General features: G+C 27.2%; 26 protein-coding genes. 12 read left to right on the top strand and 14 right to left on the bottom strand.

The window, feature by feature from the left end; all coding sequences use genetic code 11:
• Positions 1-7: 7 nt before the first annotated feature.
• Positions 8-478 carry a thioredoxin domain-containing protein gene (locus CPIN17260_RS07365; RefSeq protein ID WP_078387992.1) on the top strand — a complete coding sequence of 157 codons (471 nt, stop codon included), beginning with the start codon at positions 8-10 and terminating at the stop codon, positions 476-478.
• Here the strand turns inward: CPIN17260_RS07365 and CPIN17260_RS07360 are convergent.
• Genes CPIN17260_RS07360 through CPIN17260_RS07350 form a run of 3 tightly spaced genes read right to left on the bottom strand, consistent with a single transcriptional unit; the run spans position 473 to position 2,924 of the window.
• Positions 473-967, bottom strand: a complete 495-nt coding sequence (locus tag CPIN17260_RS07360; protein WP_078387991.1) for a hypothetical protein — start codon at positions 965-967, stop codon at positions 473-475. The two genes, CPIN17260_RS07365 and CPIN17260_RS07360, sit on opposite strands and share 6 nt — an antisense overlap.
• Entirely contained in the window at positions 964-1,893 is a 930-nt protein-coding gene (waaF, locus tag CPIN17260_RS07355; protein ID WP_078387990.1) for a lipopolysaccharide heptosyltransferase II, read from the bottom strand. The genes CPIN17260_RS07360 and waaF overlap by 4 nt, the downstream gene beginning before the upstream one ends.
• Positions 1,890-2,924: a glycosyltransferase family 4 protein gene (locus CPIN17260_RS07350; protein ID WP_078387989.1), complete on the bottom strand. Its 1,035-nt coding sequence runs from the start codon at positions 2,922-2,924 to the stop codon at positions 1,890-1,892. Before CPIN17260_RS07350 ends, waaF begins: the two co-directional genes overlap by 4 nt.
• A gap of 95 nt (positions 2,925-3,019) precedes the next feature.
• Here CPIN17260_RS07350 and CPIN17260_RS07345 point away from each other — a divergent pair, with 95 nt between their 5' ends.
• The 5 genes from CPIN17260_RS07345 to CPIN17260_RS07325 all read left to right on the top strand — a co-directional run bounded on the left by CPIN17260_RS07345 (position 3,020) and on the right by CPIN17260_RS07325 (position 8,461).
• The gene (locus tag CPIN17260_RS07345) at positions 3,020-4,063 is read left to right on the top strand and encodes a glycosyltransferase family 4 protein (protein WP_069632261.1); all 1,044 of its coding nucleotides are present in this window, start codon (positions 3,020-3,022) and stop codon (positions 4,061-4,063) included.
• Entirely contained in the window at positions 4,050-5,132 is a 1,083-nt protein-coding gene (locus CPIN17260_RS07340; protein WP_078387988.1) for a glycosyltransferase family 9 protein, read from the top strand. Before CPIN17260_RS07345 ends, CPIN17260_RS07340 begins: the two co-directional genes overlap by 14 nt.
• Before the next feature lie 311 nt (positions 5,133-5,443).
• Positions 5,444-6,502: a glycosyltransferase gene (locus tag CPIN17260_RS07335; protein ID WP_078387987.1), complete on the top strand. Its 1,059-nt coding sequence runs from the start codon at positions 5,444-5,446 to the stop codon at positions 6,500-6,502.
• Positions 6,499-7,569: a glycosyltransferase family protein gene (locus CPIN17260_RS07330; RefSeq protein WP_078387986.1), complete on the top strand. Its 1,071-nt coding sequence runs from the start codon at positions 6,499-6,501 to the stop codon at positions 7,567-7,569. The genes CPIN17260_RS07335 and CPIN17260_RS07330 overlap by 4 nt, the downstream gene beginning before the upstream one ends.
• Positions 7,570-7,690: 121 nt before the next feature.
• The gene (locus tag CPIN17260_RS07325; RefSeq protein ID WP_078387985.1) at positions 7,691-8,461 is read left to right on the top strand and encodes a polysaccharide deacetylase family protein; all 771 of its coding nucleotides are present in this window, start codon (positions 7,691-7,693) and stop codon (positions 8,459-8,461) included.
• Here the strand turns inward: CPIN17260_RS07325 and rfaQ are convergent.
• The 4 genes from rfaQ to waaC are packed head-to-tail and all read right to left on the bottom strand — an operon-like array spanning position 8,451 to position 12,081.
• Complete coding sequence (rfaQ, locus tag CPIN17260_RS07320) at positions 8,451-9,527, bottom strand: putative lipopolysaccharide heptosyltransferase III (protein WP_069632266.1); 1,077 nt, start codon at positions 9,525-9,527, stop codon at positions 8,451-8,453. The two genes, CPIN17260_RS07325 and rfaQ, sit on opposite strands and share 11 nt — an antisense overlap.
• Entirely contained in the window at positions 9,524-10,231 is a 708-nt protein-coding gene (locus CPIN17260_RS07315) for a glycosyltransferase family 2 protein (protein WP_078387984.1), read from the bottom strand. The genes rfaQ and CPIN17260_RS07315 overlap by 4 nt, the downstream gene beginning before the upstream one ends.
• The gene (locus CPIN17260_RS07310; protein WP_069632268.1) at positions 10,221-11,123 is read right to left on the bottom strand and encodes a lipid A biosynthesis lauroyl acyltransferase; all 903 of its coding nucleotides are present in this window, start codon (positions 11,121-11,123) and stop codon (positions 10,221-10,223) included. The genes CPIN17260_RS07315 and CPIN17260_RS07310 overlap by 11 nt, the downstream gene beginning before the upstream one ends.
• Positions 11,116-12,081, bottom strand: a complete 966-nt coding sequence (gene waaC, locus CPIN17260_RS07305) for a lipopolysaccharide heptosyltransferase I (RefSeq protein ID WP_069632269.1) — start codon at positions 12,079-12,081, stop codon at positions 11,116-11,118. Before waaC ends, CPIN17260_RS07310 begins: the two co-directional genes overlap by 8 nt.
• 62 nt (positions 12,082-12,143) lie before the next feature.
• Between waaC and CPIN17260_RS07300 the strand changes: the two genes are divergently transcribed.
• Positions 12,144-13,154, top strand: coding sequence for a 3'-5' exonuclease (locus tag CPIN17260_RS07300; protein ID WP_069632270.1), 1,011 nt, complete (start codon positions 12,144-12,146; stop codon positions 13,152-13,154).
• 29 nt (positions 13,155-13,183) lie between these two features.
• On the opposite strand, the gene CPIN17260_RS07295 is transcribed toward CPIN17260_RS07300, so the two are convergent.
• Entirely contained in the window at positions 13,184-14,095 is a 912-nt protein-coding gene (locus tag CPIN17260_RS07295; protein ID WP_069637674.1) for a glycosyltransferase family 2 protein, read from the bottom strand.
• Between the two features lie 86 nt (positions 14,096-14,181).
• Positions 14,182-14,913, bottom strand: coding sequence for a sulfite exporter TauE/SafE family protein (locus CPIN17260_RS07290; RefSeq protein ID WP_078387982.1), 732 nt, complete (start codon positions 14,911-14,913; stop codon positions 14,182-14,184).
• A gap of 233 nt (positions 14,914-15,146) precedes the next feature.
• On the opposite strand from CPIN17260_RS07290, the gene CPIN17260_RS07285 reads away from it, so the two are divergent.
• The 3 genes from CPIN17260_RS07285 to CPIN17260_RS07275 are packed head-to-tail and all read left to right on the top strand — an operon-like array spanning position 15,147 to position 16,716.
• Positions 15,147-15,569: a chemotaxis protein CheX gene (locus tag CPIN17260_RS07285; protein WP_069632272.1), complete on the top strand. Its 423-nt coding sequence runs from the start codon at positions 15,147-15,149 to the stop codon at positions 15,567-15,569.
• On the top strand, positions 15,566-15,886 hold the full coding sequence (gene fliN / locus CPIN17260_RS07280; protein WP_069632273.1) for a flagellar motor switch protein FliN: 321 nt from the start codon (positions 15,566-15,568) through the stop codon (positions 15,884-15,886). Before CPIN17260_RS07285 ends, fliN begins: the two co-directional genes overlap by 4 nt.
• Positions 15,883-16,716, top strand: coding sequence for an excinuclease ABC subunit A (locus CPIN17260_RS07275; protein ID WP_069632274.1), 834 nt, complete (start codon positions 15,883-15,885; stop codon positions 16,714-16,716). Before fliN ends, CPIN17260_RS07275 begins: the two co-directional genes overlap by 4 nt.
• Positions 16,717-16,720: 4 nt before the next feature.
• On the opposite strand, the gene CPIN17260_RS07270 is transcribed toward CPIN17260_RS07275, so the two are convergent.
• From CPIN17260_RS07270 to CPIN17260_RS07255, 4 genes are all read right to left on the bottom strand, one after another.
• Positions 16,721-18,985, bottom strand: a complete 2,265-nt coding sequence (locus CPIN17260_RS07270; protein ID WP_078440821.1) for an ATP-binding protein — start codon at positions 18,983-18,985, stop codon at positions 16,721-16,723.
• On the bottom strand, positions 18,982-20,064 hold the full coding sequence (locus tag CPIN17260_RS07265) for a PilZ domain-containing protein (RefSeq protein ID WP_078440820.1): 1,083 nt from the start codon (positions 20,062-20,064) through the stop codon (positions 18,982-18,984). The genes CPIN17260_RS07270 and CPIN17260_RS07265 overlap by 4 nt, the downstream gene beginning before the upstream one ends.
• Positions 20,065-20,205: 141 nt before the next feature.
• Entirely contained in the window at positions 20,206-20,805 is a 600-nt protein-coding gene (locus CPIN17260_RS07260; RefSeq protein WP_069636321.1) for a peroxiredoxin, read from the bottom strand.
• A 100-nt stretch (positions 20,806-20,905) separates the two neighbouring features.
• Positions 20,906-21,520 (bottom strand): trimeric intracellular cation channel family protein, encoded by a 615-nt coding sequence (locus CPIN17260_RS07255; RefSeq protein WP_069632277.1) that lies wholly within the window; start codon positions 21,518-21,520, stop codon positions 20,906-20,908.
• 142 nt (positions 21,521-21,662) lie between these two features.
• Here CPIN17260_RS07255 and CPIN17260_RS07250 point away from each other — a divergent pair, with 142 nt between their 5' ends.
• Complete coding sequence (locus tag CPIN17260_RS07250) at positions 21,663-22,322, top strand: lipid-binding SYLF domain-containing protein (RefSeq protein ID WP_078440819.1); 660 nt, start codon at positions 21,663-21,665, stop codon at positions 22,320-22,322.
• A gap of 23 nt (positions 22,323-22,345) precedes the next feature.
• Here CPIN17260_RS07250 and CPIN17260_RS07245 read toward each other — a convergent pair whose 3' ends face one another.
• Positions 22,346-22,555 carry a hypothetical protein gene (locus tag CPIN17260_RS07245; protein ID WP_069632279.1) on the bottom strand — a complete coding sequence of 70 codons (210 nt, stop codon included), beginning with the start codon at positions 22,553-22,555 and terminating at the stop codon, positions 22,346-22,348.
• Positions 22,556-22,687: 132 nt separating this feature from the next.
• Here CPIN17260_RS07245 and CPIN17260_RS07240 point away from each other — a divergent pair, with 132 nt between their 5' ends.
• Positions 22,688-23,134, top strand: a complete 447-nt coding sequence (locus CPIN17260_RS07240; RefSeq protein ID WP_078440818.1) for a Fur family transcriptional regulator — start codon at positions 22,688-22,690, stop codon at positions 23,132-23,134.
• Positions 23,135-23,183: the final 49 nt, after the last annotated feature.

The following is a 23,183-nucleotide window of genomic DNA, read 5'->3' as shown; positions in this document are numbered from 1 at the left end:
AAATAATGTGATTTTAAAAGATGTAAATGGTGTATATTTTAACTTTTTAGAGTTTATAAAAACCAATGATTGTGTTGTGTTTTTGTATCCAAAAATGGGTCAAAGCGGTAAGTTTTTAGATGATGATTTGAAAAACAAAGAAGGCATGACAGGTTGCACCTTGCAAACTAAAAGCTATGAAAATTTAAAAGATGAGTTTTTGAAAAATAATTTTAATATAGTTGCTATAGGTTCGCATAGTTTTGAAAAACAAAAGGCTTTTAAACAAGAAGTTGAAGCTAGTTTTATCTTTTTAAATGATGATAAATTTATATTAGAAAAAGAGCTAGGCCTTAAAACATTTAACACAAATGATGGTAATAAATTTTATTTTAGGCAAACATTGGTCTTTAAAAACTCAAAGTTAATATATAAACATGATGTAAAAGATGCTCAAAGTGATGCATCTCAAACTCTAAAATTTATTGAGTCTTTATAAAATTTTATAATTTTGTATTTTGTTAAAAATACTATCTGATATTCTAATTTGCATACCATTAAACTCAGTATTTATCTGTTTTAATGGTATGTTTTTGTTGATCCAATAGCTTATTTTGTTGTAATAATTTATCAAATTTTCTGATTTTTTTTGTATTTCATTATCTTTAATATAATTTGGTCTTATGTAGATTTTACCCTTTTTTATTGTTTTTTCTGCTTCAAATATAGGCGAGTTATTAAAAAATATAATAGGCGATGTGAGTTCGCTAAAACCTATAAAATTATTATCTGCATATATATCAAGGTCTCCAAATATAGGCGAGTGGATGTAAAAATTTATATATCCATTTTCTTGTATAAAATCATACGGATTTTTGGTTTTTAGTATGTTTAGGTTTTTCATTATTATAAGGTCACAATCAAGTTGTGCGATAAATTCAAAAAAATAATCTTGTGTTTGATTATCCATCAAAAACTCTAATTTCAAAATCCAATCTCCTTTATTTTTTTTATAACCATATCGGAGGTTAGATTTTTCATACACTCGTGAGTTTTTATAGGGCATGCTCTTTTCATACAAGGCTGACAAGGCAAATTTAGGTGTAACAAATGCGCATTTTCATTTTTAAAAGGACTTGTTTCGTTGTATTTTGTTGGACCAAAAAGAGCTATCGTTGGTATTTTGTAATTAGCCGCTATATGCATAGGACCGCTATCGTTTGTGATAAAAAGCTTTAAAGAACTTATATATTTGCAAAGTTCTTGTATATTTGTTTTTCCACATAAATTTTTAAAATTTATATTGTTTTTTTGTAAAATTTCAGCTATTTCATCACAAATTTTTGATTCATTTTTTGAACCAAATATTAAAAACTCATAACCATTATTCATTTTTATTGCAACTTCTGCAAAGTATTCAGGATACCATTTTTTAGCACTTCCATATGTGGCACCAGGGTTTATTCCGATAAAGTTTTTTGTAACTTCTTTGTTTATTGGTATATATAAGTCATCTTTTATTTTTTCTAGGTTTAAGGCATTTTTTGCAAAATTTAGATATTTTTTTGCTTGATGAATGCTTGTTTTTGTCTTTTTAAATTGTATTTTTTTATTTGCTTTGATAAATTTAAGCAACATAAAGCTTGCAAACGAGCTTCTAAAACTAATTCCAAGATCAAATTTATCCATTTTTTTACAAATCTTAAAAAGATAAAGCCATCTAAAGCTATGTTTTTTGCTTTCGTCTATGATTGTAAATTCACAGTTTTTATGATATTTTAAAATTTCTGTGCTAACAAAAGAGCCAAAAAATACTATCTTGCAATCCGGAAAATTTTCTACCAAGCTTTGTATAGCAGGTGTTGCCATTATACAGTCGCCAAGCCAAGTTGGAAGTTCTATGAAAATTCTCATTTTACAATGCTTTTTATAGCCGATATAGTTTCTTTTGCATTTTTTTCTATGCTGAAATTTTTAACGAGTTCAAAAGAACTATTTTGTTCTTTTTTTAATAAGTCTTTGTCAGCCAACAGCTCATTTATAAACTTTATATTTTGGATAAAATCATCATTTTTTATAACAAATTTATCTGATAAAATTTCACTTGCTCCATTACTAGATGTGGTAAATACGGCATTTTTAAAGCTTAATGCTTCCAAAACTACATTTGAAAATGGCTCGTATTTTGTAGGAAATATAAAAATATCACTAGCTTTGTAGTATCTATCTACATCTTTTCTGGCACCCATAAAAAAGACCTTGTTTTCTAGCCCAAGTTCTTTTGATTTGCTCTTGTAATTATTTAATTTTTTATCTTTTCCTATTATTATGGCGTTGAAATTTTGATTAATTTTTGAAAGTATGTTTAAAAATACATCAACACCTTTTCTTTTAAAGCCACTTCCAACAAAGAGTATTATTGGTATATTTGTATCTATGCTTAGTTCTTTGCATATCGTTTGTTTAAACTCATCTTTGCTAAACTCATCTTGTAGTTTTACGCCATTATATATAACTTTGATTTTTTCATCTTTTATTTTATAGGTATCAATAATCTGTTTTTTGATGAAATTTGAGTTTGCTATTATAAGTTTTGAGTTTATAAAACATTTTTTTTCAAGGTATGGATATACGAAATTCAAAGGGTTTAAAAACCAAAATTTTTTACTTTTCATATACACCTTATGAACACCATCTCCAGCCCTATAAATATCAGCTGAGTCAATTCTTTCTAGGCTAAAATAAATATCATCTTTTTTTGAAGACTTTGCATATTTGTTGAAAACCAAAGCCTTTATCCAAGAGCTTATAAACTTTGGTATTTTTAGACTTTTTATCTCACAATGTATATTTTCATTTTTTAAAGCTTGTGTTAGTCTTGATAGGTAAATCTCTGCTCCACCAACTGCTTTTGGATTCATTCTTAAAAATGTTAGTTTTTTCATTTAACGATTTTATAATAAAATTAATAAAAATTTGGTTATAATCTTATTAAACCCATGCTACAATTATTGTGTTTTAATCTAATTTTAGGATAAGAATGATAAATATACTTGAGCTTGAAAGTTCCAAAGGGTTTGGTGGTCAAGAGCATAGAACCCAGCGTGTTATAAATGGATTAGATAAACAAAAATTTAAAGTTTTTTATGGTCTAAATAAAGGCTCTACTAGCTTTACAAAAGATATAGATTGTGAATTTGTTGAGTTTGATCTTAGAAAAGTTTATAATATTTTTGAGATTATCAAAATATGTCGTTTTGTTAAAAAAAACGATATTAAAATTATATCAACCCACTCAGGAAAAGATGGAATAATAGGCTCTATAGTTGGTAAAATTTGTAAAGTTAAAGTTATTAGGACAAGGCATTTACAAACTCCTATAAGTTCTGCTATGAGTTATAATTTATGCACCAAAGTCGTTGCTGTATCAAATGCTACAAAATGTAGTTTAATCAGCAAGGGTGTTAAAGAAAATTTAATAGATGTTATTTATACAGGTGTTGATACTAATAAGTTTAATCCAAATTTTAAAAAAGATATAAAAAAAGAGTTAAATTTAGCATCTGATATTATTGTTATTGGTATTGTAGCTGTATTAAGAGGTGCTAAAAATCATAAACTTTTAATAAATGCTTTTAATGAACTTAGTTTGGAAAATTGTGCTTTAGTTATAGTTGGCGATGGACCACAAGAAGATCATTTAAAAGAGATAACAAAAGACAGTAAAAATATCTTTATGCTTGGAAATAGGACAGATGTTGTTGATTTTATGGGTAGTTTTGATATTTTTGTTTTACCTTCTAAGATGGAGGCTCTTGGCACTGTTTTGTTAGAAGCCGGAAGTTGTGCTGTGCCTTGTATAGGAAGTAATGTCGGTGGTATTGTAGAGGCTATTTTGGATAATAAAACAGGGTTTATATTTAACTTAGATAATAAAGAAGAGCTTAAAAATGCAATATTTAAATTAGTGCAAGACAAGGGGCTAAGATATAAATTTGGCAAAAACGCAAGAGAATATGTCGATAATAATTTTTCAATAGAACAAATGGTTAAGAAAACGGAGATTTTATATGAAACTATCTGAAAGGCTTTTAAAATTTATTTTAAAAAAAAAGAGTGTTGTAAAAACAGATTTGGTAAAAGAGTCTTTTAAGACAGTTTGTTTTTTTAGCAATACAGCTATAGGAGATACGCTTTTTAATACTCCTGTTTTTAGGGTTTTTAAACAACATTATCCTAATGTAAAAACTATAGCTTTATTAAATCCAAAAAATGCAAAGCTTTTTGAGAATGATCCCAATTTGGATGAAATTATTTTATATAATGGTCGTTGGAATAGTTTTTTAAAAACAAGAAATATCCTAAAATCTAAAAAAATAGATATAGCATTTTTACTTCATTCAAATGAACCGCAAGCTACACCTTTAGCTTTTTTAAGCGGTATAAAATATATTTTTAAATTGCCAAATGATAGAAATGATTTTAATTTTTTGCATTCAAATAATCCTTCTAGTTATATACCTGATGGATATGTTGTTCTAACTAGACTTAGGTATCTTAATTTTGTTGGGGTTAGTAGTAGTGATACTAGAATGAGTCTTTATTTAAATAACGATGATATAAAAAAAGCAGAAATTGTATTGAATAAAAAAACAAATGAGAAAATAATTGGTTTTCAGATGGGTGCTAATTCAAAATCAAGAATGTGGACACTTGAAAGATGGCATAAACTTGCAAATATGATACTTTTAAAAGAAAATACTAGGTTAGTCTTAATAGGTAGTCCAAGTGAAATGGAACTCACAAATTCATTGGAGAAAAAGATAAATAGTGGTAGGGTTTTAAATGTGGCTGGCAAATTTAGCATAACTGAAGCTGCTGCTATTATTGGTGAATTTGATGTTTTAGTTACCCCAGATACTGGCCCTTTACATATAGCTGCTGCGTTAAAAACTCCTGTTTTAGGATTATTTGGTGTTGCAAGCCCAGAATCATCAATGCCAGATTTTGATACAGAATTACATCAATTTATAAAAGTAGATTTTGTAGCAGATGAAACTTATTCAAAACATAAAGATTATAGTGAATTGATGGGAAAAATAACAGAAACTAATGTTTATAATAAACTGAAAAAGGTTGTTGATGTTTTGTAGGTATTGTCAAAAAAATATTTTATTTTTTTTAATAAGTTTTAATTTTTTTCAAGACTTAGATTCTTTTATGTATTAGCATGATTTAAAAATTATAAAAAACATTAAAATAAAATATATTGTATATAAAGTTAATGTCGATTGTACTTTTTTATAACAAAATCTAATTTTGTATATTAAATAAGAGCCTAATAAAGATATATAAAATTAATGTAGATAATTAATATATTAAGTTGCTAAAAAATACAAGAGAGTATTTTTTGTGATAATTTTTTTAACATGATAAATGGCTCAAAGAGAAACGGAGATTTTATATGAAAGTTGCTTTATTTTTTCGCTCAAATTCTTATGGTGGTTCTGTTAGAGTTGCTAGGTTTATATATGATATTTTGTTATCAGAAGGTTTTAATGTAATATTGTATGCAACATCTTCTAAGCTTTGTAATAATGGTTATTTTAATAATATCCCGCATAAACACATTAAAATTCCAAGATTCAATAGGGATTGGTTTTATATACAAAGAATTAAATATTTTAAAAAACTGGTCTTAGAAACAAATGCTGAGTTGATAATAACAACTGTAAACTTAAATCAACCAATGCTTTCTATTGTGGCTGGATATATGAATATAAAGATTATTATTTCAGAACATGGTAACCATACAGGAGTTACAAGTCTAAAAAAGAAGATATTAAGATATTTGGCATATAAAAAAGCAAGTATGGTTACTTTTTTAACGAACTTTGATATGGATTATTTTAATAAATTGCAAAACAAAAGACTTGTAAGAAATCCTATGTGTATTGAAAGTTTTAATAAAAATATAAAAAAAGAAAATATTATACTGTTCCCAAATAGAATAGACAAAAATAAAAGGCTTATTTTCTTGCTTAAAGCATTTTCTTATATCGACAGAAATATAAGAGACAAGTATAGTATAATTGTTTGTGGTGATGGGGATGAAAAATTAAAACAAGAAAGTGTTTTATATGCAAAAGAAAATAATATTAACTTGCAAATTTTAGGATTTGTTTCAAATATATCAGAGTATTATGCAAAATCAAAAATAGTAGCGCTTACATCTTTAAGTGAAGGCTTGCCAAATATATTAATAGAAAGTATATTTTTTAATTGTGCTAGAATCTCAGTTGATTGTATTTCTGGACCAAATGAACTTATAAAAGATGGTTATGATGGTTTTTTAAGCGAACTAAATGATATAGTTGGTTTTTCAAAAAAACTTAGTATGCTTATGCAAGATGATAGTGTGATTGATAAATTTTGCAATAATGCACTAGACAGAAAAGGCGAATTTGCTCCAGAAAATATACAAAAAATTTGGATTGAAATTATTAACAAGGTTTTGAATTGAAAACACTTTTGTTTATAAGTGACAAAGATGAGAAATTTAATCATAGTTTTATACAAAATGTTATAAACGGTTATCTAAAAAATTATTTTCATGTGTATATTGTTTATTTTACTGATACTTGCAAGCTTGTTAATAATGATATTTATATATTAAAAAAAGATAGAAGTAAGGTTTTGGAAATCATAAATGATAAATTTTTAAATCTCAATGATGTTGATTTTGTGATAGTTAGGAATTTTTTGGATGTTTTAAAAAATTCAGTAAAACTAAAGTCCAAATTCGGATTTAAATTGTATTTTCAGTTGAGTTTTCCTCATTTTTATAGACCTTATCATGAAGCAAAGATAAAAAACAAAAATGTTCTTTTTAAATTTATAAAATATAAAATTAACTTATTTTTATATAGAAAATTTATAAATAAGTGCGATGGGTTTTTCCCTATATCAAATTTAATGGTAGATGAATTTTTTAAAGGCATTAAAACAAAAGTTTTGGCACTGCCTATGGGCTTAAATGAAGAAGATACAAAACACACCAAGAAAAACAAACAAGGTGTAAAAAAGTTTATTTATATTGGAGCTGTTGATATAAATAGAAATTTAGAATATTTCTTTAATGAGTTTTCAAAAGCAAAAAGCGATTTTATTTTTGAAATTTACACTAAAGACTACGAATATACTAAGAAAATATTACCAAATGACAATCGTTTTTTATTACATCATTCTGTTGAAAAAAATCGTATTTTTGAGATTATGCAAGATTTTGATATAGGTTGTTTCTATGTTCCTATAAATAAACTTTATAATCTTTGTTCGCCTACTAAGGTAATGGACTATTATGCTTGTGGCTTGGTTAGCTTTAGTTCAAAAGTAAATGAATGTAATGAACTTTTTGATAAAAATAGCATGTTTTTTGTAGATAAAAATATAGCCGAAACTGTTGATGCGATATGTGGTGTGGATAGACAAGAGTTAAATAACATGAGTATCTTAGGGCTTGATTCTCTTTTAAGAAATAGAAACTATAAAATAATAGCCGACGAATTAGCTAATTTTATAAAAAACTAAAATAGTTTATAAAGTTATTAAGATATTATAATTTGCAAAAAAATATGTTTATTTGATAAAATAAATAGACTTTTTTCAAGAAGACCAAAAAAAGAATTATTATAAACACAAAAGGCTTATATTGAGTGTAGTAGTTTTAATGTATCATCATATTTTACCAAAGGCTGGATTTATATCTAGTAGTATGGAACAGTTTAAAAGCCAGATGAGCTTTTTAGCAAAAAATGGATATAAAACCTTAACATCAGATGAGTTTTTTGATTATAAAAATGGCTTGATAGATTTACCTAAAAAATCAGTTTTTATAACATTTGATGATGGCTGGAGAAATAACTATTATTATGCTTATCCTATCTTAAAAGAACTAGGTCTTAAAGCTACGATTTTTTTAGTTACTTCATGGATAGAAAAAGCAAGTGAACAAAACTCTATACAAAAAGCGGAGTTTTTGCCACTTCAGCACAATGAAGCTAAAAAAACTGCTCCTACAAATCCAGCTGGACTTTTTTTAAATTGGGATGAAATTTACAAGATGAAAGATGTATTTGACTTTCATTCGCATACAGACGGGCATACAGATGGATATTTTGGAGATTTGCCGTTTGAGCAAGACCTTGCTCAATGTAAAAATATTATAAAAACTAGACTTGGCTTTGATGACAAACAGCTTTGTTGGCCAAGAGGAAAATATAATAACCAAAAGCTTCAAACAGCAAAAGATATAGGCTATGAAATGTTTTATACAACAAAAAGAGGTATGAATTTAAATGATGGATTTTTAGATGAAATTAAAAGAATAGCTGTTAAAAATAGCTCTTTTTGGCTTGCAAAAACTATGTTCATATATCAAAATAAGATTATTTTTGATTTATATTCAAAGATTAAAAAGTAACTTGGTTTTTTGTATTTGATAATATTGTATTTTTTATGTCATTGATATTAAAATCCATAAGGCAGTTACTAATTTTACTTCCATCACATCCATCTTGCCCACAAGGGGAACATTTCCAATTTTTTTGAAAAACATGATGTTTGCCCATTTTTTGATTTCCATTTATATTTTTGTATTGATTTTGCATTAAATTATTATCCCATGGGCCCCATTCAAAAACCCCACTAGGACCAAAAAACGCTATAACTGGTGTATCATTGGCGGCTGCTATATGCATTATAGCCGTATCAACACCTATAAAAAGCAATGATTTTTTATTAAGAGCTGCTACTTGTTTTAGGCTTAACTTACCGCTTAAATTTATTGGACTGCTTTTGCATATATTGATTACAGATTTTACTTTGTTTTTTTCTATCTCGTTATTATCTGCTGTGATTACAACCTTTGTTTTTATATCGTTTTCACAAAAATCTATAATCTTTGCCATGATTTCATCTTTGATGCATTTAAATATCCATCTACTGGTTAGATGAACATGTATAAATTTTTCTGGTAAATTTAAATGGCTTATAATGTTTTTGTCAAAAAAAATTTCTACTTTTTTGTGTATAGGTTTTAAATTCAGAGCATTTAGAATTTCTAAATTTCTATCAATAGTATGTGTATTCCATTTTGATTTTAATACTTTATCGGTTATTAGTTTATTTATAGATTTATTTTTGCCTTCAAAGCCAATTATTTTTTTTATTTTTGCATATTTTGCGATTATAATACCTCTGTCTCCAGTTGTTGTTTGTATGGCTATATCGTATTTTTCTTTTTTGATAGCCTTTATAAATCTAAGTTCAGTAAGTATTCTTTTAAAGATTCTATTGCTTTTAGCAACTTGTCTGTCATAGATGTGTATTTTGTTTATATTTGGATTATCTTGTAAAACAGCTTCACATCCTTTATTTAATGCAAAGTCTATTTGTGCATCAGGAAAATGGTGTTTTAGGTTTGATAAAAGCGGTGTTGTTAATAAAACATCCCCTATGTTTCTAAATTTCATTACTAGTATTTTCATTTTATGTATTTCCAAAAAGTGTATTGTGAATAAAGTTTTGCTACAACATATCCACGCCAACCAGCCATAAATCCGCCTTTTACAACAAAAAGCTTAAAAAATGTCCAAGTAGGATTTATTATTGCTTTTAACCTATTTTTCTTAGCTCCAAGAGTTGAATATCTGTTTTGTTTATTTATAAACTGCTCTATACTCTCATAGGCATAATGTAAAAAATGATTTTTTAAAACCCCAAATTTATTTGCGTCATCAAACAAAACAACACTTTCGTGAACTTCTTTATCGTTAAAATTAGCATGATTTTTATTAAAAAATCTCACGCTATTATCAGGATAAAGCCCCATTTGTTTTATGGGTTTGCCAAAAAAATAATTAAGCCTAGCTACTTTGTAAGCAAAGAACTTTGGATTTTGCAATATATCTTTGATTTCAGCTTCTAGCTCTTTTGTAAATATCTCATCACTATCAAGCACAAAAACCCACTCATTTTTGGCTTGATTTACTCCAAATGATTTTTGTTTGCCAAATCCAAGCCATTTCTGAAAGATAAATTTGGTATTTTTAAACTCACTACATATTTGTTTTGTTTTATCAGTTGAGCCGTTGTCTATTATCACGACTTCATCTGCAAACTCAATGCTTTTAAGAGCTTTTTTCAGGTATTTTTCGCTATTAAAAGTTAGCATTACAATGCTAATTTTCATATCTATCCTCATAAAAATGCTTAAATCTTTTATGAAACCAAAAATACTCATCTGGGTTTTGTCTTATAAAATATTCTGTTATGTCAGCTTGTTTTTGTGTCATTTGTAGTATTGCTTCATGTTTTTTCATGTTTTGATAATCATTTGGGTCTATTGGTTCAAAAAAACAAATTTCGTTTTTGTTTTCATTTAATTTATGAATCAAAGTTGGTATAATTATTGAATTTGTTTTTTCTGCAATTACACTTGCTGATGGAGTATGTAAAGCTCTTTTGTTAAAAAAGCTTACTTCAATTCCTTCTTTTTTTGCTGTATTTTGATCTACTAATATTCCAATCATTCTTCCATCTTTTATTGATTTTAATATTTGTTTTACCCCGTCTTTTTTGTCTATCAACTCAAGATTAAATTGTGTTCTATTTTTTTGTAAAATTTTTTGCATAGCACTACTATCTAATTTTCTTCCTATAACACTTCCTTTTCCAAATTTTGCAGCTATTGCTAAAGGTATAAGCTCCCATTCACCACAATGAGCGCTTTGTATTATTATGCTTCTTTTGTCTTTTATGGCTTCTGTTAAGAAATTTTCGTTTTTAAATACAACTCTATTTAAAATTTTTTCTTTTGTTGAATCTTGGTTCTTTATAAAATTTATTCCTAAAAAATTTGCAAAATTTATATATACTTTATTTGCTATATTTAGTTTTTGTTCATATGTAAGGCTATCTTCAAAAGCTAAATCAAGATTTGTCATAACGACTTTAAATCTTTTTTTGTTTGTTTTCATATATGCAAAGGCTATAAATTTCATAAAAATATCATGTATAAATGATGGAGTTATGGCTATTAAAGTTTTTAAAAAATAAAAACCAAATATGTAAACTTTATCCATTTAATATCCTTTTTGCGAAATTTGCAACTGTTTCAGGGAGTATCTCTTTTATGCAAAAGTCGTTTTTATTAATACTTCTTGCATCAGGTTGTTTTCCCATATCTACTACCAAATTCACTTTTGTTCTAAATGCATTTCTTTTACTTGGCCTATTTCCAAAAAGAGTGATTGAGGGAGTATTTATTGCCCATGCGATATGAGTTAAACCGCTATCATTTCCTATCACTAAATCAGCCTGTGATATAGCTTTTATCATCTCTTTTAGATTTTTTCTTTCTAGCAGTTTTGCGTGTGTATTTTTTGTTAGATTTTCGGCGGATTTTAACTCTTTGTCGTTTGCGTGAGTTATGTAAATTTCATACTCTTTTAATAGGTTTATAACATCTTTAAATTTATCATAACACTTGCTATCTTCACTCGCAAAAGGGGCTATGATTATTGTATTTTTGCTGTTTTTTTCTTTTGAGTCTATACCAAAACAAGGATTTTTGTTTATTATCTCATTTTTATCAAATTTAAAACCAAGAGCAAAAGATGCAAGCGATAAATTTCTTATTATGATATTTTGATTATAGTCAATTTTGAGTTTGTGTGTATAAAACAATGAAGCTATGTTTTCTTTTACACTATCTATACCAAAACCATATATATTTTTTCCTATTATTCTTGATACTATAGCTGATTTTAAAAGCCCTTGCATATCTATAACTACATCAAAATTATCTAAATTTTTCAAGATTTTATAGCAACTTAGTATTTTTTTATCTTTTAGTGGTATTTCAACAAGCTCATCTATCAATGAATGATCCCTTAAGATATCTGCAAAACGTTCATCTACTATCCATGTTATATGTGAGTTTGGTATATGTTTTTTTATAAATTGTAAAACTATAACTGAATGCACTATATCACCAAGTGCGGAAAGTTTTACTATAGCTATTTTGTTTTTATTTTTCATTATCTACTTTAAATTGAAATTTTGATATCATTTTATAAAAAAATGTCTAAAAAAGGCTTAAAATGGCAAAAAATTGTATTTGTGTGTTTGATTGTGAGACTATTCCTGATGTAGATTTATTAAGGCGAGTTTATGGCTTTGATGGTGATGATATGGATGTAAGCTTGCAAGCATTTGAGTATCAAAAAAGTATAAGCGGTAGCGAGTTTTTGCCGGTTATGTTTCATAAAGTTGTGGCTATCTCTGCTGTTATAGCTGATGAGTATGGTAAATTTGAGCGAGTTAATACTATGGAAGGCGAAGATGAGAGGGATATACTTTCTAAGTTTATAAACTTTATAAATAGACTAAATCCACGCCTTGTTAGCTTTAATGGAAGAGGGTTTGATTTGCCTATGATAATGACTAGGGCGATGAGGTATAATTTAACCGCAAATGCTTATTATGAAACCGATAATAAAGAGCTTAATAAAAATAAATGGGAAAATTATCGTTCAAGATATGATGCTAGATTTCATCTTGATTTACTTGATCATATTAGTGATTTTGGTGCAGTGAGAGGGCTTAAGCTTGATCTGCTTTGTGCGAGTTTAAATCTACCGGGAAAATATGATGTTCATGGAGATCAAGTCTTACAGCTTTATTATGAAAATGAAATTTTTAAAATAAACGAATATTGTGAATCGGATGTTTTAAATACATATTGGCTATTTTTGAAATTTGAACTTTTACAAGGACATGTAACGCTTGATGATTATGCTCATTTTTTAAACACTATGAGTAATTTTTTAAACACTAATTGCAAAAATAAAAACTATACGGATATTTTTTGTGATTTTATATCTCAAGAACTTTATAGATTGCAAAATAAAGATGGTTATAAATATATAAGCAAGATAAATAAAACAGCTTTTGATGAGGATATCCAAAGAGTTTCACTTGAAAATTTAGATGAGCATATGGCTAAAAATGGACTTGAAAATGTATTAAAAAAAGCCAGTGAGTTAAAACCATCTAATGCGAAGATAAAAATAGATGAGCAAATTCCTGAGATAAACTTAGATGATGAGTAGATAAATTAGCCATTTAAATGGCTAATTTATTAGTTGTTTCCAAATAACCAACGAAAATACCATAAATAATACCACCATTTTTTGTTTTTAGGACTAGGTATATTTTTTCTATATTGTTCGCTTAAAATTGTCCATGTAAAATTAAGAAAAATTCTAGAATGCCCATATTCTGCCCCAAAATTTCTATTTTCCATTTTCTTTCTAAGATCTACTGGTGTATTGTATGATAAATCTCTTTTTAAAGTATGATAAGATTTTTCTCTATTTACATTATCTTTTAAATCAGTATTGTTATCTCTAGTTGAGCAAAGATATTTTTTAGGGAGGTATGATTGTTTTGAGCCATGTGCTTTATGAAATTTTACAAATCTAAAATCTTCACTTCCATAATGCCCTGCAAATTCTTCATCATATCCGTAAAACCTCATAAATCTAGCTCTGCTCATAAAAAATAAATTAGCATGTCCTTTTCTTATTTTGCCATCATTGTTGGCAGAAGTTCTATAAATTTTATATATATTTCTCCCTAAAGGTCTTTTATTTGCCATATACCAAAGGGTGTTTTCGTGTATATAGTGATCCAAATCTAACATTACAATCTTATCGCTTCTTGCATATGTGGCCCCTAGATTTCTGGCGCCTGCTTGGTTCCATTGTATGTCTTCGTTTATTTTAAGCCATCTTATATTTAAATCAAACTCTGGTATTTCGTATTGTATTGGCGATCCATCATCTACTATGATAAACTCAATTTGATCTAGTAAATCTGGTGAATATTGTTCATATTTTCTAAGTAAAGATATTACAGAGTCTATATTTTCTTGATTGCAATAAAAATGGGTTATGTAGCTTAATTTTATATGAGAAGCATCTAGCTGATGTCTGTTTGGGTAGTTTTTGTTTATTCTTGATATCTCTTTTTGTTGATTAAATGCAGGCATGTTTTTCCTAAATTTTTTATTTTAAATATCTTAATTTACACATAATAGCATATTTAAATTTTGTAAAAAATAAATTTATATTTTTATTAAAACACTATCTTGTAAATCAAAAATGCACTCATAAATAGATATAGTCCTAAGAAATATTTTTTTAAGAGTTTTTTATCAATTTTATTTGAAGCTCTTGTTCCAAAAAATACACCAACGATAGACCCAAGACCTATCAAAATTCCATCCAAATATGCAATGTATCCGTGGTATGCAAATGATAAAAATCCAGAAAATGAGCTAAATATAACAAAAAAGAGACCCATTGAAGATGCTTTTTTGATATCAAGCCCTAAAAATCCAACAAGTATCGGTGTAATAAATACAGATCCACCTATGCCAACACTAATGGCAAGAGCCCCAACTCCAATACCTATGGCAAATAAAATAGCTTTTGATATTATTAGTTTTTTTGCTTGTTTTGGATTATAATAAAGTTTTATTATTGAAATAATAAATATTGAAAGTAAGGCTAATTTTAGCACAATATCCGGAGTTATAGACACTATATATCCACTAAAACTAGCACCAACGGCACCACCAAGTCCTAAAAATACACCATTGTCTAATTTTAAATTTCCATCTTTGTAATTAAAATAAGAGCCAAAAACTGAACTAAAAAGCATTTGAAAAATACTTACACCAATTGCTGCTTTCATGTCAAAACCAAGCATTAACATAGTCGGAACTATAATAGCCCCGCCACCTATGCCAAAAAAACCAGCGATGAAGCCTATAAAAACTCCAAAAATAAGCAAAAACAATAGCATGATTTGTCCTATAGTTGTTTTTTTATTAAATTTTATCATAAAATGGTATTGGTAAAATTAAAATTTAAAAAAACAAAAGCTTTTTTATTTTTAAAGTATAAAAAACTTTAATAAATTTCGCACTAAAAATATAAAAACATACTAAAAATAAACAAATGGCTTATTTTAGTTTTATAACGATTTTATGAAAACAAAAGTATAATAAACACCAAGTAAATTTCAAGGGAAAATTAATGAAATCGGTTATAGATGATGCTGTAAATTATCTTTGTGTTCAAACATTGGGATTTGATGTCAAAAGTGCAAAATCACTAGGAAAAGGCTTTTATGGAGCTAGTATACCTTTGTATAAAGATGATACAGAGTTTAATTTTTATCTTTTTTTCAAAAAAGACACACTAAAAAATTTTGCTAATGCTTTTTTTGGTCAAGATGATGTTGTTGAAGCTGATTTTGATGATTTGTCAAAAGAGATATCAAATCAAATAATTGGCAGGGTAAAAGTTGTTTTAAATAATTCAAATGATAAATCACAATACAAGCTTGGAACACCTGAGTTTTTAGGTGAAGTTAAAAACTTTAATATAAAATTAGATGATAAAATAATATATAAAATGAAAAATAGAACATTTCAAATAGGATATAAAAAAGTATGACTGAAGATAATGAAGTTGTAGAAATATTTGAAAATTTAGGACTTTTTAAAAGCTATGATGAGCTTATGGATATAAGTGTTGATTTTATAGCAGAACTTGGCACTACAACTATAAGTATAAATGAGCTTTTGAAATTTGAGCCAGGCTCTGTCATAGACTTAGAAAAACCAGCCGGAGAGAGTGTCGAGCTTTATATAAACAATAGAATATTTGGCAAAGGCGAAGTTATGGTGTATGAAAAAAACCTAGCCATTCGTATAAATGAGATACTAGATTCTAAATCCGTGATACAATATTTTAAAAAAGAGCTTTTATGAGATTTTTACTTTTATTTTTACTTTTATTATCAAACATCAATGCCGTAAATTTGCTTACATATAATGTTTACGAAAGAACCGATAGGGTTGATATCATGCTTAGCTTTGATGCTCCGTATGAGGGTAACATATTTCAAAAAAGAGATAAAGATTATACATCTTTGGTCTTAAATTTGCTTAATTTTGAAGAAAACATAAATAAAATTTTAAAATCAGATATAGTTCAAGAATTTGATTTTGAACCAAGACAAAGTTCTTTGATATTAAAGCTAAAATCAAAAGAGCCAATACTTGTAAATGCATCAAAAACAACAGATGGCTTTGGTCTTAGAATAAGGGCTAGCTTGAAAAATACACCAGAAAAATTGGCAAATATCCCAAAAGCTAGTATTATGGTTGGACAAAAGACAAAAGAAGATGATGGATTGCTTGATAGTAGGTATTTTTTAGTTGTAGGTGTTTTGCTATTATTGTTGGTATTTTTATTTTTAGTAAAAAAAGTTTTATTAACAAAAGATGGAAAAGTAAAAAATACAAATAGTATGTCGTGGCTTATAAAAGGCAATAATGCAAAGATAAATATAATATATGAAAAATATATAGATAGACAAAATAAGGTTGTTTTGTTTAGTTATGAAGAAAAAAAATATCTTGTTTTGGTTGGTTCTACAAATGTTTTGCTTGATAGCTTTGGAGAAGAAAAAATACAATCACAAGAGGACTTTGCTGTGTTTTTTGAAGAGAATAAAAAGAAGCTAGGTAATTTTTTACAAGATAGACAAAATAGTTTAAATAGCTATAAAGATAAGCTTAGTCAAGATTCATTTTAATTTTTTATGTCCATAAAATAGAAATTTCTTCATTGAAAATATCTGATTTTTTGGGCATAATTTTTATCTCTTTGAGCTCTATATTTTTGATATCATTTTGAGCTTTTAAGTTTGAAATTTCTTCTTGCATTGTTTGAGATAGTTCATCTAGTTTAGTGTTTATATCATCTATTAAATCTTGCAACATTTCTACATCGTTTTTTTCTTTTATGACCTTACTTGCTTTTCTCACTCCACTTGCTATCGTTCTTGGATTTTTTGTTTTAGAGCCAAAAAATGCACCAATAATGCTCGTTCCTATATTTATAATAGCATCTAATTTACTAGATGTAAGGTCGTTTTCTTCTTTTTCTAATTGATAGTTTACTTTTTGAAGTTTTTGTAATAATTTGCTTTCTTCTTTTTTAAACTTATCCATAATATCTTGTGTTTTTTCTTCAAGTAATTCATTGCAAATATCTTGCACTCTTAGACAAAATTCCTCTTTACTTTCATCTAATTTTGATGTTATGCCAAGGGCCGATAATATCGTTAAACTTTCATTTTGGTATATAAAATTTTTAAAATCTTTTTTTAATTCATTTGTGTTTTTTATGTTTAAAATAAAATCAGGAATTGGCTTAAATTTTGGATTTTTACTTGGCTGTAATTGAATTATTTTTTTATTTTTTATAGCTTTATCCCAATTTACACTGGTATCGGATTTGTCTAATTGTATTATGAAGGTTAATTTTTTTGTTGTATCTATGCCAAGTTTTTGATTGTAAAATTTAACATCAGCAGTGGCTAATAAATTTCCACTTAATTCATCATTGTTGCTAGCAAATATTTGTGTTATATTGCTAGAAAATAGCGGTTTTGAATGGCTAAAATTATCGTTTGATTGTTTATCTTTTGACTTTTTATCCTTCATTAGTGTAGATATATGTTCTTTGGAAAGAGGACCTTTTAGATAGCTTAAAGCCCAGCGAGTTTTTATAAGGCGAAGCTCGCTTTCGTTGATATTTTTAATCAAAAAATGTCTTTTTTCTAAATTTGATATCGTGTTTTCAAGCTCTTTGTTGGTTATATCAGATATTCCACTTAGCCCTGATATAACCTTTTGTTTATCTTGTTCGGTCTGAAGTCTTCCTATAAACCAAGTTCCTATATTGCTTAATCCTCTATAATCAAGATCTACCGGATTTTGTGTGCTTAATATACATCCTATACCAAAGGCTCTTGCTTGTTTTAGCAAAAGAAGCATTGGTTGTTTTGATGGAGGATTTGCATTTGGAGGAAAAAATCCAAAAATTTCATCCATATATAAAATAGCTCTTAATGAGTTTGTTCCATTTGTACTTCTCATCCAGGTTACTATTTTATTAAGCAAGATTGTTACAAAAAACATTCTTTCGCTATCGTTTAGGTGTGATATTGTGAAGATATTACATTTTGCTTTTTTGTCTTTATTAAAAAGCAATTTACTTATATCTAAATCTTCCCCTTGTGTGTATGCTTTAAAATTATTGCTAGATATTAAAGTGTTTAGTTTTAAACCTAGCTTCATTCTCTCATCACTTGGATAAAATTGTTCTAAACTAAAAACACCTATTTTGTTAAATGGGGGATTTAGTATAGACAAAATTAGTTCTTGTATGTTTATACTTTCATTTTTGCTAAATTTATGAGTAAAAATATTTGATATAAGTATATGTTCTTTTGAAGTTTCATCCACATTTACATTTAAAAGTGATAATATTGAGCTTGTTATTGAGCTTATGTAAGAGTTTAAAAGTTCATCATCATCGGTATTCGGAGCTTCAAAATTTCCAAGCAAAGCTATGCTTACTCCGGCATTGCTTTTTGGTGTGTATATCGTAAAATCAGCACTTTCTTTAAGTAATTTTATCCTTGAGATATCTTGAAAGCTTGAATTTAAGCCATCACCCCATCTTTTGCTTAATTTTTCAGACAACTCTTCTTTGCTTAAATTTTCATTATTTGCTTCAGTCTCATCTATATATGGTAAAAAATCATTTCTGTTTAGATTTTCAAATGATAGACATAAGTTTGTCATATCACCTTTTGGGTCTATTATGATAGACGGGATATTATCTATACAAGCCTCTTCTAAAATAGAAATTCCAAGACCGGTTTTGCCGCTTCCTGTCATTCCTATTATTGCTGCATGGGTTGTTAAGTCTTTGTTTTTATAAAAAAATGGTTTGTTGTTTTCTAAGCCAACATAAAAAAGTTTTAAGTTCTCTTGAATGTTTTTTTCTATCATATATATAGTTTTTTTAGCTCTTTTAATTCCCTGAAAATATCATCAACTCTTTTATCTATAAAATTATCCAAAGCAGGTTCTATTGTTTCGCTACTGTTTTGCATACAATATCTCATAAAACCATTATAATTCATTTGAACAACAAGCTTGAGATTTAAAGTTACATCAAAGCCTTCATCTTCATTGTCTGGCGCAAGCTTAAAAATAGCCGTTATCTCTTCACCTTGCTTGAATTTAATATCTTGTGAAGTTAAAACACTAAGACCGCCTTTTGAAATATCATACATATTACCCAAGACTTCATCTTGCGTTCCTTTTAGCAGTACTTTTGTGAATTTATTCGGAGTTACACGTTGATGCTTTCTTTTGTTAGCATTCATTACATCCATTCTTTTAAAATTACTTAGTGTAACAGTTTGAGCGGTAATGTTAAAATCTATAATATCTGCTTTTAAGTGTTTTGAGAAAAATTCATTTTGAAGTATAAAGGCATTACCTTCTTCTTTCATTGCTAAAATTTGTATAATATCAACTTGTATTGTAACACTAGAATCAGAAGTGCTTATTATGTGACCACTGTTTTTTACATTAACACCATCATATAAATTTAAGAACACAAGCTCTTTGTCTAAATCTTTCATTTTTTTAAATGTGTTTATAGGATGTTCAAAAAAAGTATCAGTACTAATTTTAAAAGTTGAGCTTGGTAAATCAAGTGTTATTCTTGCAAGCATGGATTTTTTTATAAATTCTATTCTTAATATCATCTGTTTTAAAAATGTATCCTTATCGCTTTTTTTTGAATATAAAAAAATAAAATTTATCAATACATAGTCTAAACTATATTTAAAAAGCTTATTCTCGCTACTAAATTTTTTGAAATCATTTTGCAAGGAGGACATATTTTCTTTTTCATTAATTATATTACAATACAAATCTTCAAAAAAAGCTGCAATATCATCTTTGTTTAAAGTTTTTGTATTTTGCTCGCAAAAATGCAATCCAGAATCGATAAAACTACTCTTTAGTTCATTAAATACAATTTTTTGGGTTTGAAAATATTCATCCATAAATATCATAGGGATAGTCCTTAAGGTTATTAAAGCAGTATTATAATTAAAGTTTGCTTTTAAAAATTTTAGGTTTTGTAAAAATCAAAAATGTAGTGATATAACGGATGTTTTTTAGCGGAAGAGTAAAATCTCCCCCACATTTAAAAATTATAGCTTGTTAGCGTTTTTGTCAAGATAGTCTGCAACACCATCTGTGCTTGGTTTCATGCCAGCATCACCTTTGTTCCATCCAGCTGGGCATACTTCGCCATGCTCATTTGTAAATATCATCGTATCAACCATTCTTACCATTTCATCTATATTTCTACCTAAAGGAAGATCGTTTACAACCGCGTGGCGAATTGTTCCATCTTTGTCTAGCAAGAATGATCCACGAAGAGCTATACCAGCATCTTCCAAAAGAACATCAAATGCTTTTGCTATTTCATGATTTCTGTCAGCCACTATAGGGAAGCGAACTTGGCCTATACCGCCTTTGTTTACCGGTGTTTCTTTCCAAGCAAAGTGAGAAAATTCATTGTCTGTGCTTACAGCAATTACCTCTATACCACGAGATTTAAACTCATCATATCTTTTATCAAAAGCTATTATTTCGCTTGGACAAACAAATGTAAAGTCCATAGGGTAGAAAAATACTACAGCGCCTTTTTCGCCTATATTTTTATAAAGATTAAAATCTCCAACTATTTGATTGTTTCCTAGTACAGCAGCGGCAGTAAAATCTTGTGCTTTTTTTGTTACTAACATTAATTCTCCTTGTAATAAAATTTATTAATTACGAAATTATATAGATTAAGTTTAAATAAAAACTTAATGTTAAAATATTCATGTTTTATATATTAAAACTCTATTTTTTTAAAGGAGGTAAAGACCAGCCTTTATAATAAGCCAGCATTCTAAATATTATTCCTAGTGTAAAAAGCAACACAACAAAGAAAACATTATTTAGATTTAAAATATATAACAAGTAATAACAAATTCCAACACTAAAACTAATTGTGCCGTAAAGACCAGTTGTCAAAAACCACGGAATTTCATTTAGTAAAATATCTCTTAATATACCTCCGCCGACACCATTAAAAAAAGCTATAAATGCTACTCCAAATATATTATAATCATGCTCTATAGCAACCATTGCTCCAACTATTGAAAAACAAATAACATCTATTGCATCAGCAAAAATAAATATAAATTTTTTCTCAATTTTCTCCCTGTGTCTATAAATTTTAAAGAAATTAGCAACAAAAAGCACAAATAAAACAATAAGAGTTGGTGTATAATGAGTAAAAGAGTATATGCTTTTACCAAGCATTATATCTCTTAAAATTCCTCCCCCAAGAGCTGTTAAAAATGATGCAAGAAAAGCTCCAAGCCAATCGCAATCTTTTTTTATAGCAAACAAAAACCCGCTAAGAGCCGCAGATGCTATACCTATATATTCAAAAAAAAGTATAAATTTCATAAGTTGTCTTTAAAGTTCTTATTTTATATATATTGTATGAAATATAGCCATAAAATTATATAAAAATATTTACTTTTTAACTTTTATTATATTATAATGTTAATATATATAAAATATTTGAAAATTATAAGGAGATATTTTTATGAATTTTTTTAAAACTTTTTGTGTAGTTTTATTCATATTTAACTTTTTAAATGCTGATGTAATTCAAAATCAAAACATTAAAACAGCTATTAATATTTTAAATGATTTTGCTAATTCTAAACAGAATAGTTTAAAAAAGGGTGATATAAAAGCAATAGCTATTGTTCCAAGTGTTTCAAAAATAGGTCTTTTAGCTAGTGTATCAAAAAGCGAAGGAATTTTTATAGCTAAAAATGATAATGGTGAATGGTCAAACCCATTTTTTATAAACTATACTAGTGGTGGTTTTGGTCCACAAATTGGCATAACCTCTAGCGACCTTATTATATTTTTCAAAAGCTCAAGATCTTATGATAAATTATTTACTGATAATGAGGATACAATTAGTTTAAATTTTGAAGTAGCTGCTATGGATAAGGGTATTAGAGATGGTATTTCTACCGATTTTCCTGAACTCTCAGCTTATATGCTAATAAAAGGTAATAGTAGCGGTTGGTTTATAGGTTCTAGTCTTGATGTTGCTAGAATGAGCATAAATAGGCAAAATCTAAATGATTATTATGAAAGAATGTATACATACGAAGATATATTAAATAATAGTCCAAAAGAAAGTAAATATACTTTAAAGCTAAAAGAAATTGCTAGTAAATTTTTTTAATAAAATGTATTTATGGTTTAAAATTAAACCATAAATAAAGAAGCAAATCTTTTTTTCGGGATAGGGGAGAATTGGGTCATATATTCAAATGCTTCCTCTATATCTCCATCAGTATATTGAGCTACTTGTTCTATTAGTTCATAAAGCTCTTCATCATCCAAAGAATCAAAGCTTCCATTGTTTTCTAATATTTCAAGCAAAACAGCATCTAATTCTAATTCATCATATGTCATTTTTATTACCTTTAATTAAAAAAATTGCGACACTATACCAAAACAAACTTATAATATGCTTTATTTTTAGGTTTTATTAAGTGCTATATGATAAAATTTATTAAAATTTTAATAATATAAGTTACTAAAAATATGGATAAATTTGACAAAATTTATAAAAGCTTTTCTGAATTGTTGAATGATTTAAATTATAAAAACTCATATATTAAAGAAAAAATTTTAAATATTTTATATGTCTCAAACGCTCATTTAAATGCAGTTGATATCCAAAATATTTTTAAAAAACGGTATAAAGAGCAAATTTCTTTAACAGCAATATACTCTTTTTTGAATTTTTTAACAGAATGTAATTTGGTTAATGTATATAATAAAAATAATATTAGAGAGTATGAACTGAATTTAAGCTCTCATCATGATCATTTAATTTGTGAAAAATGCAATAAAATAATTACTTTCTTTGATAAAGATATAGAAAAAAGACAACATATCGTATCCAGTAATAATAAATTTAATCTTATTGGGCATACAATGATTTTATATGGAATTTGCAAAGAATGTCAAAATATCAAAAAGTATTGATAATGATATGCAAAAAGCTTTAAGTTACATATAAGTTATAAAATAACAT

Source organism: Campylobacter pinnipediorum subsp. pinnipediorum (assembly GCF_002021925.1).
GTDB classification, from domain to species: Bacteria; Campylobacterota; Campylobacteria; order Campylobacterales; family Campylobacteraceae; genus Campylobacter_A; species Campylobacter_A pinnipediorum.
The sequence above is the reverse complement of the archived record's forward strand: the minus strand, read 5'-3'. Positions and strand labels throughout refer to the sequence as shown.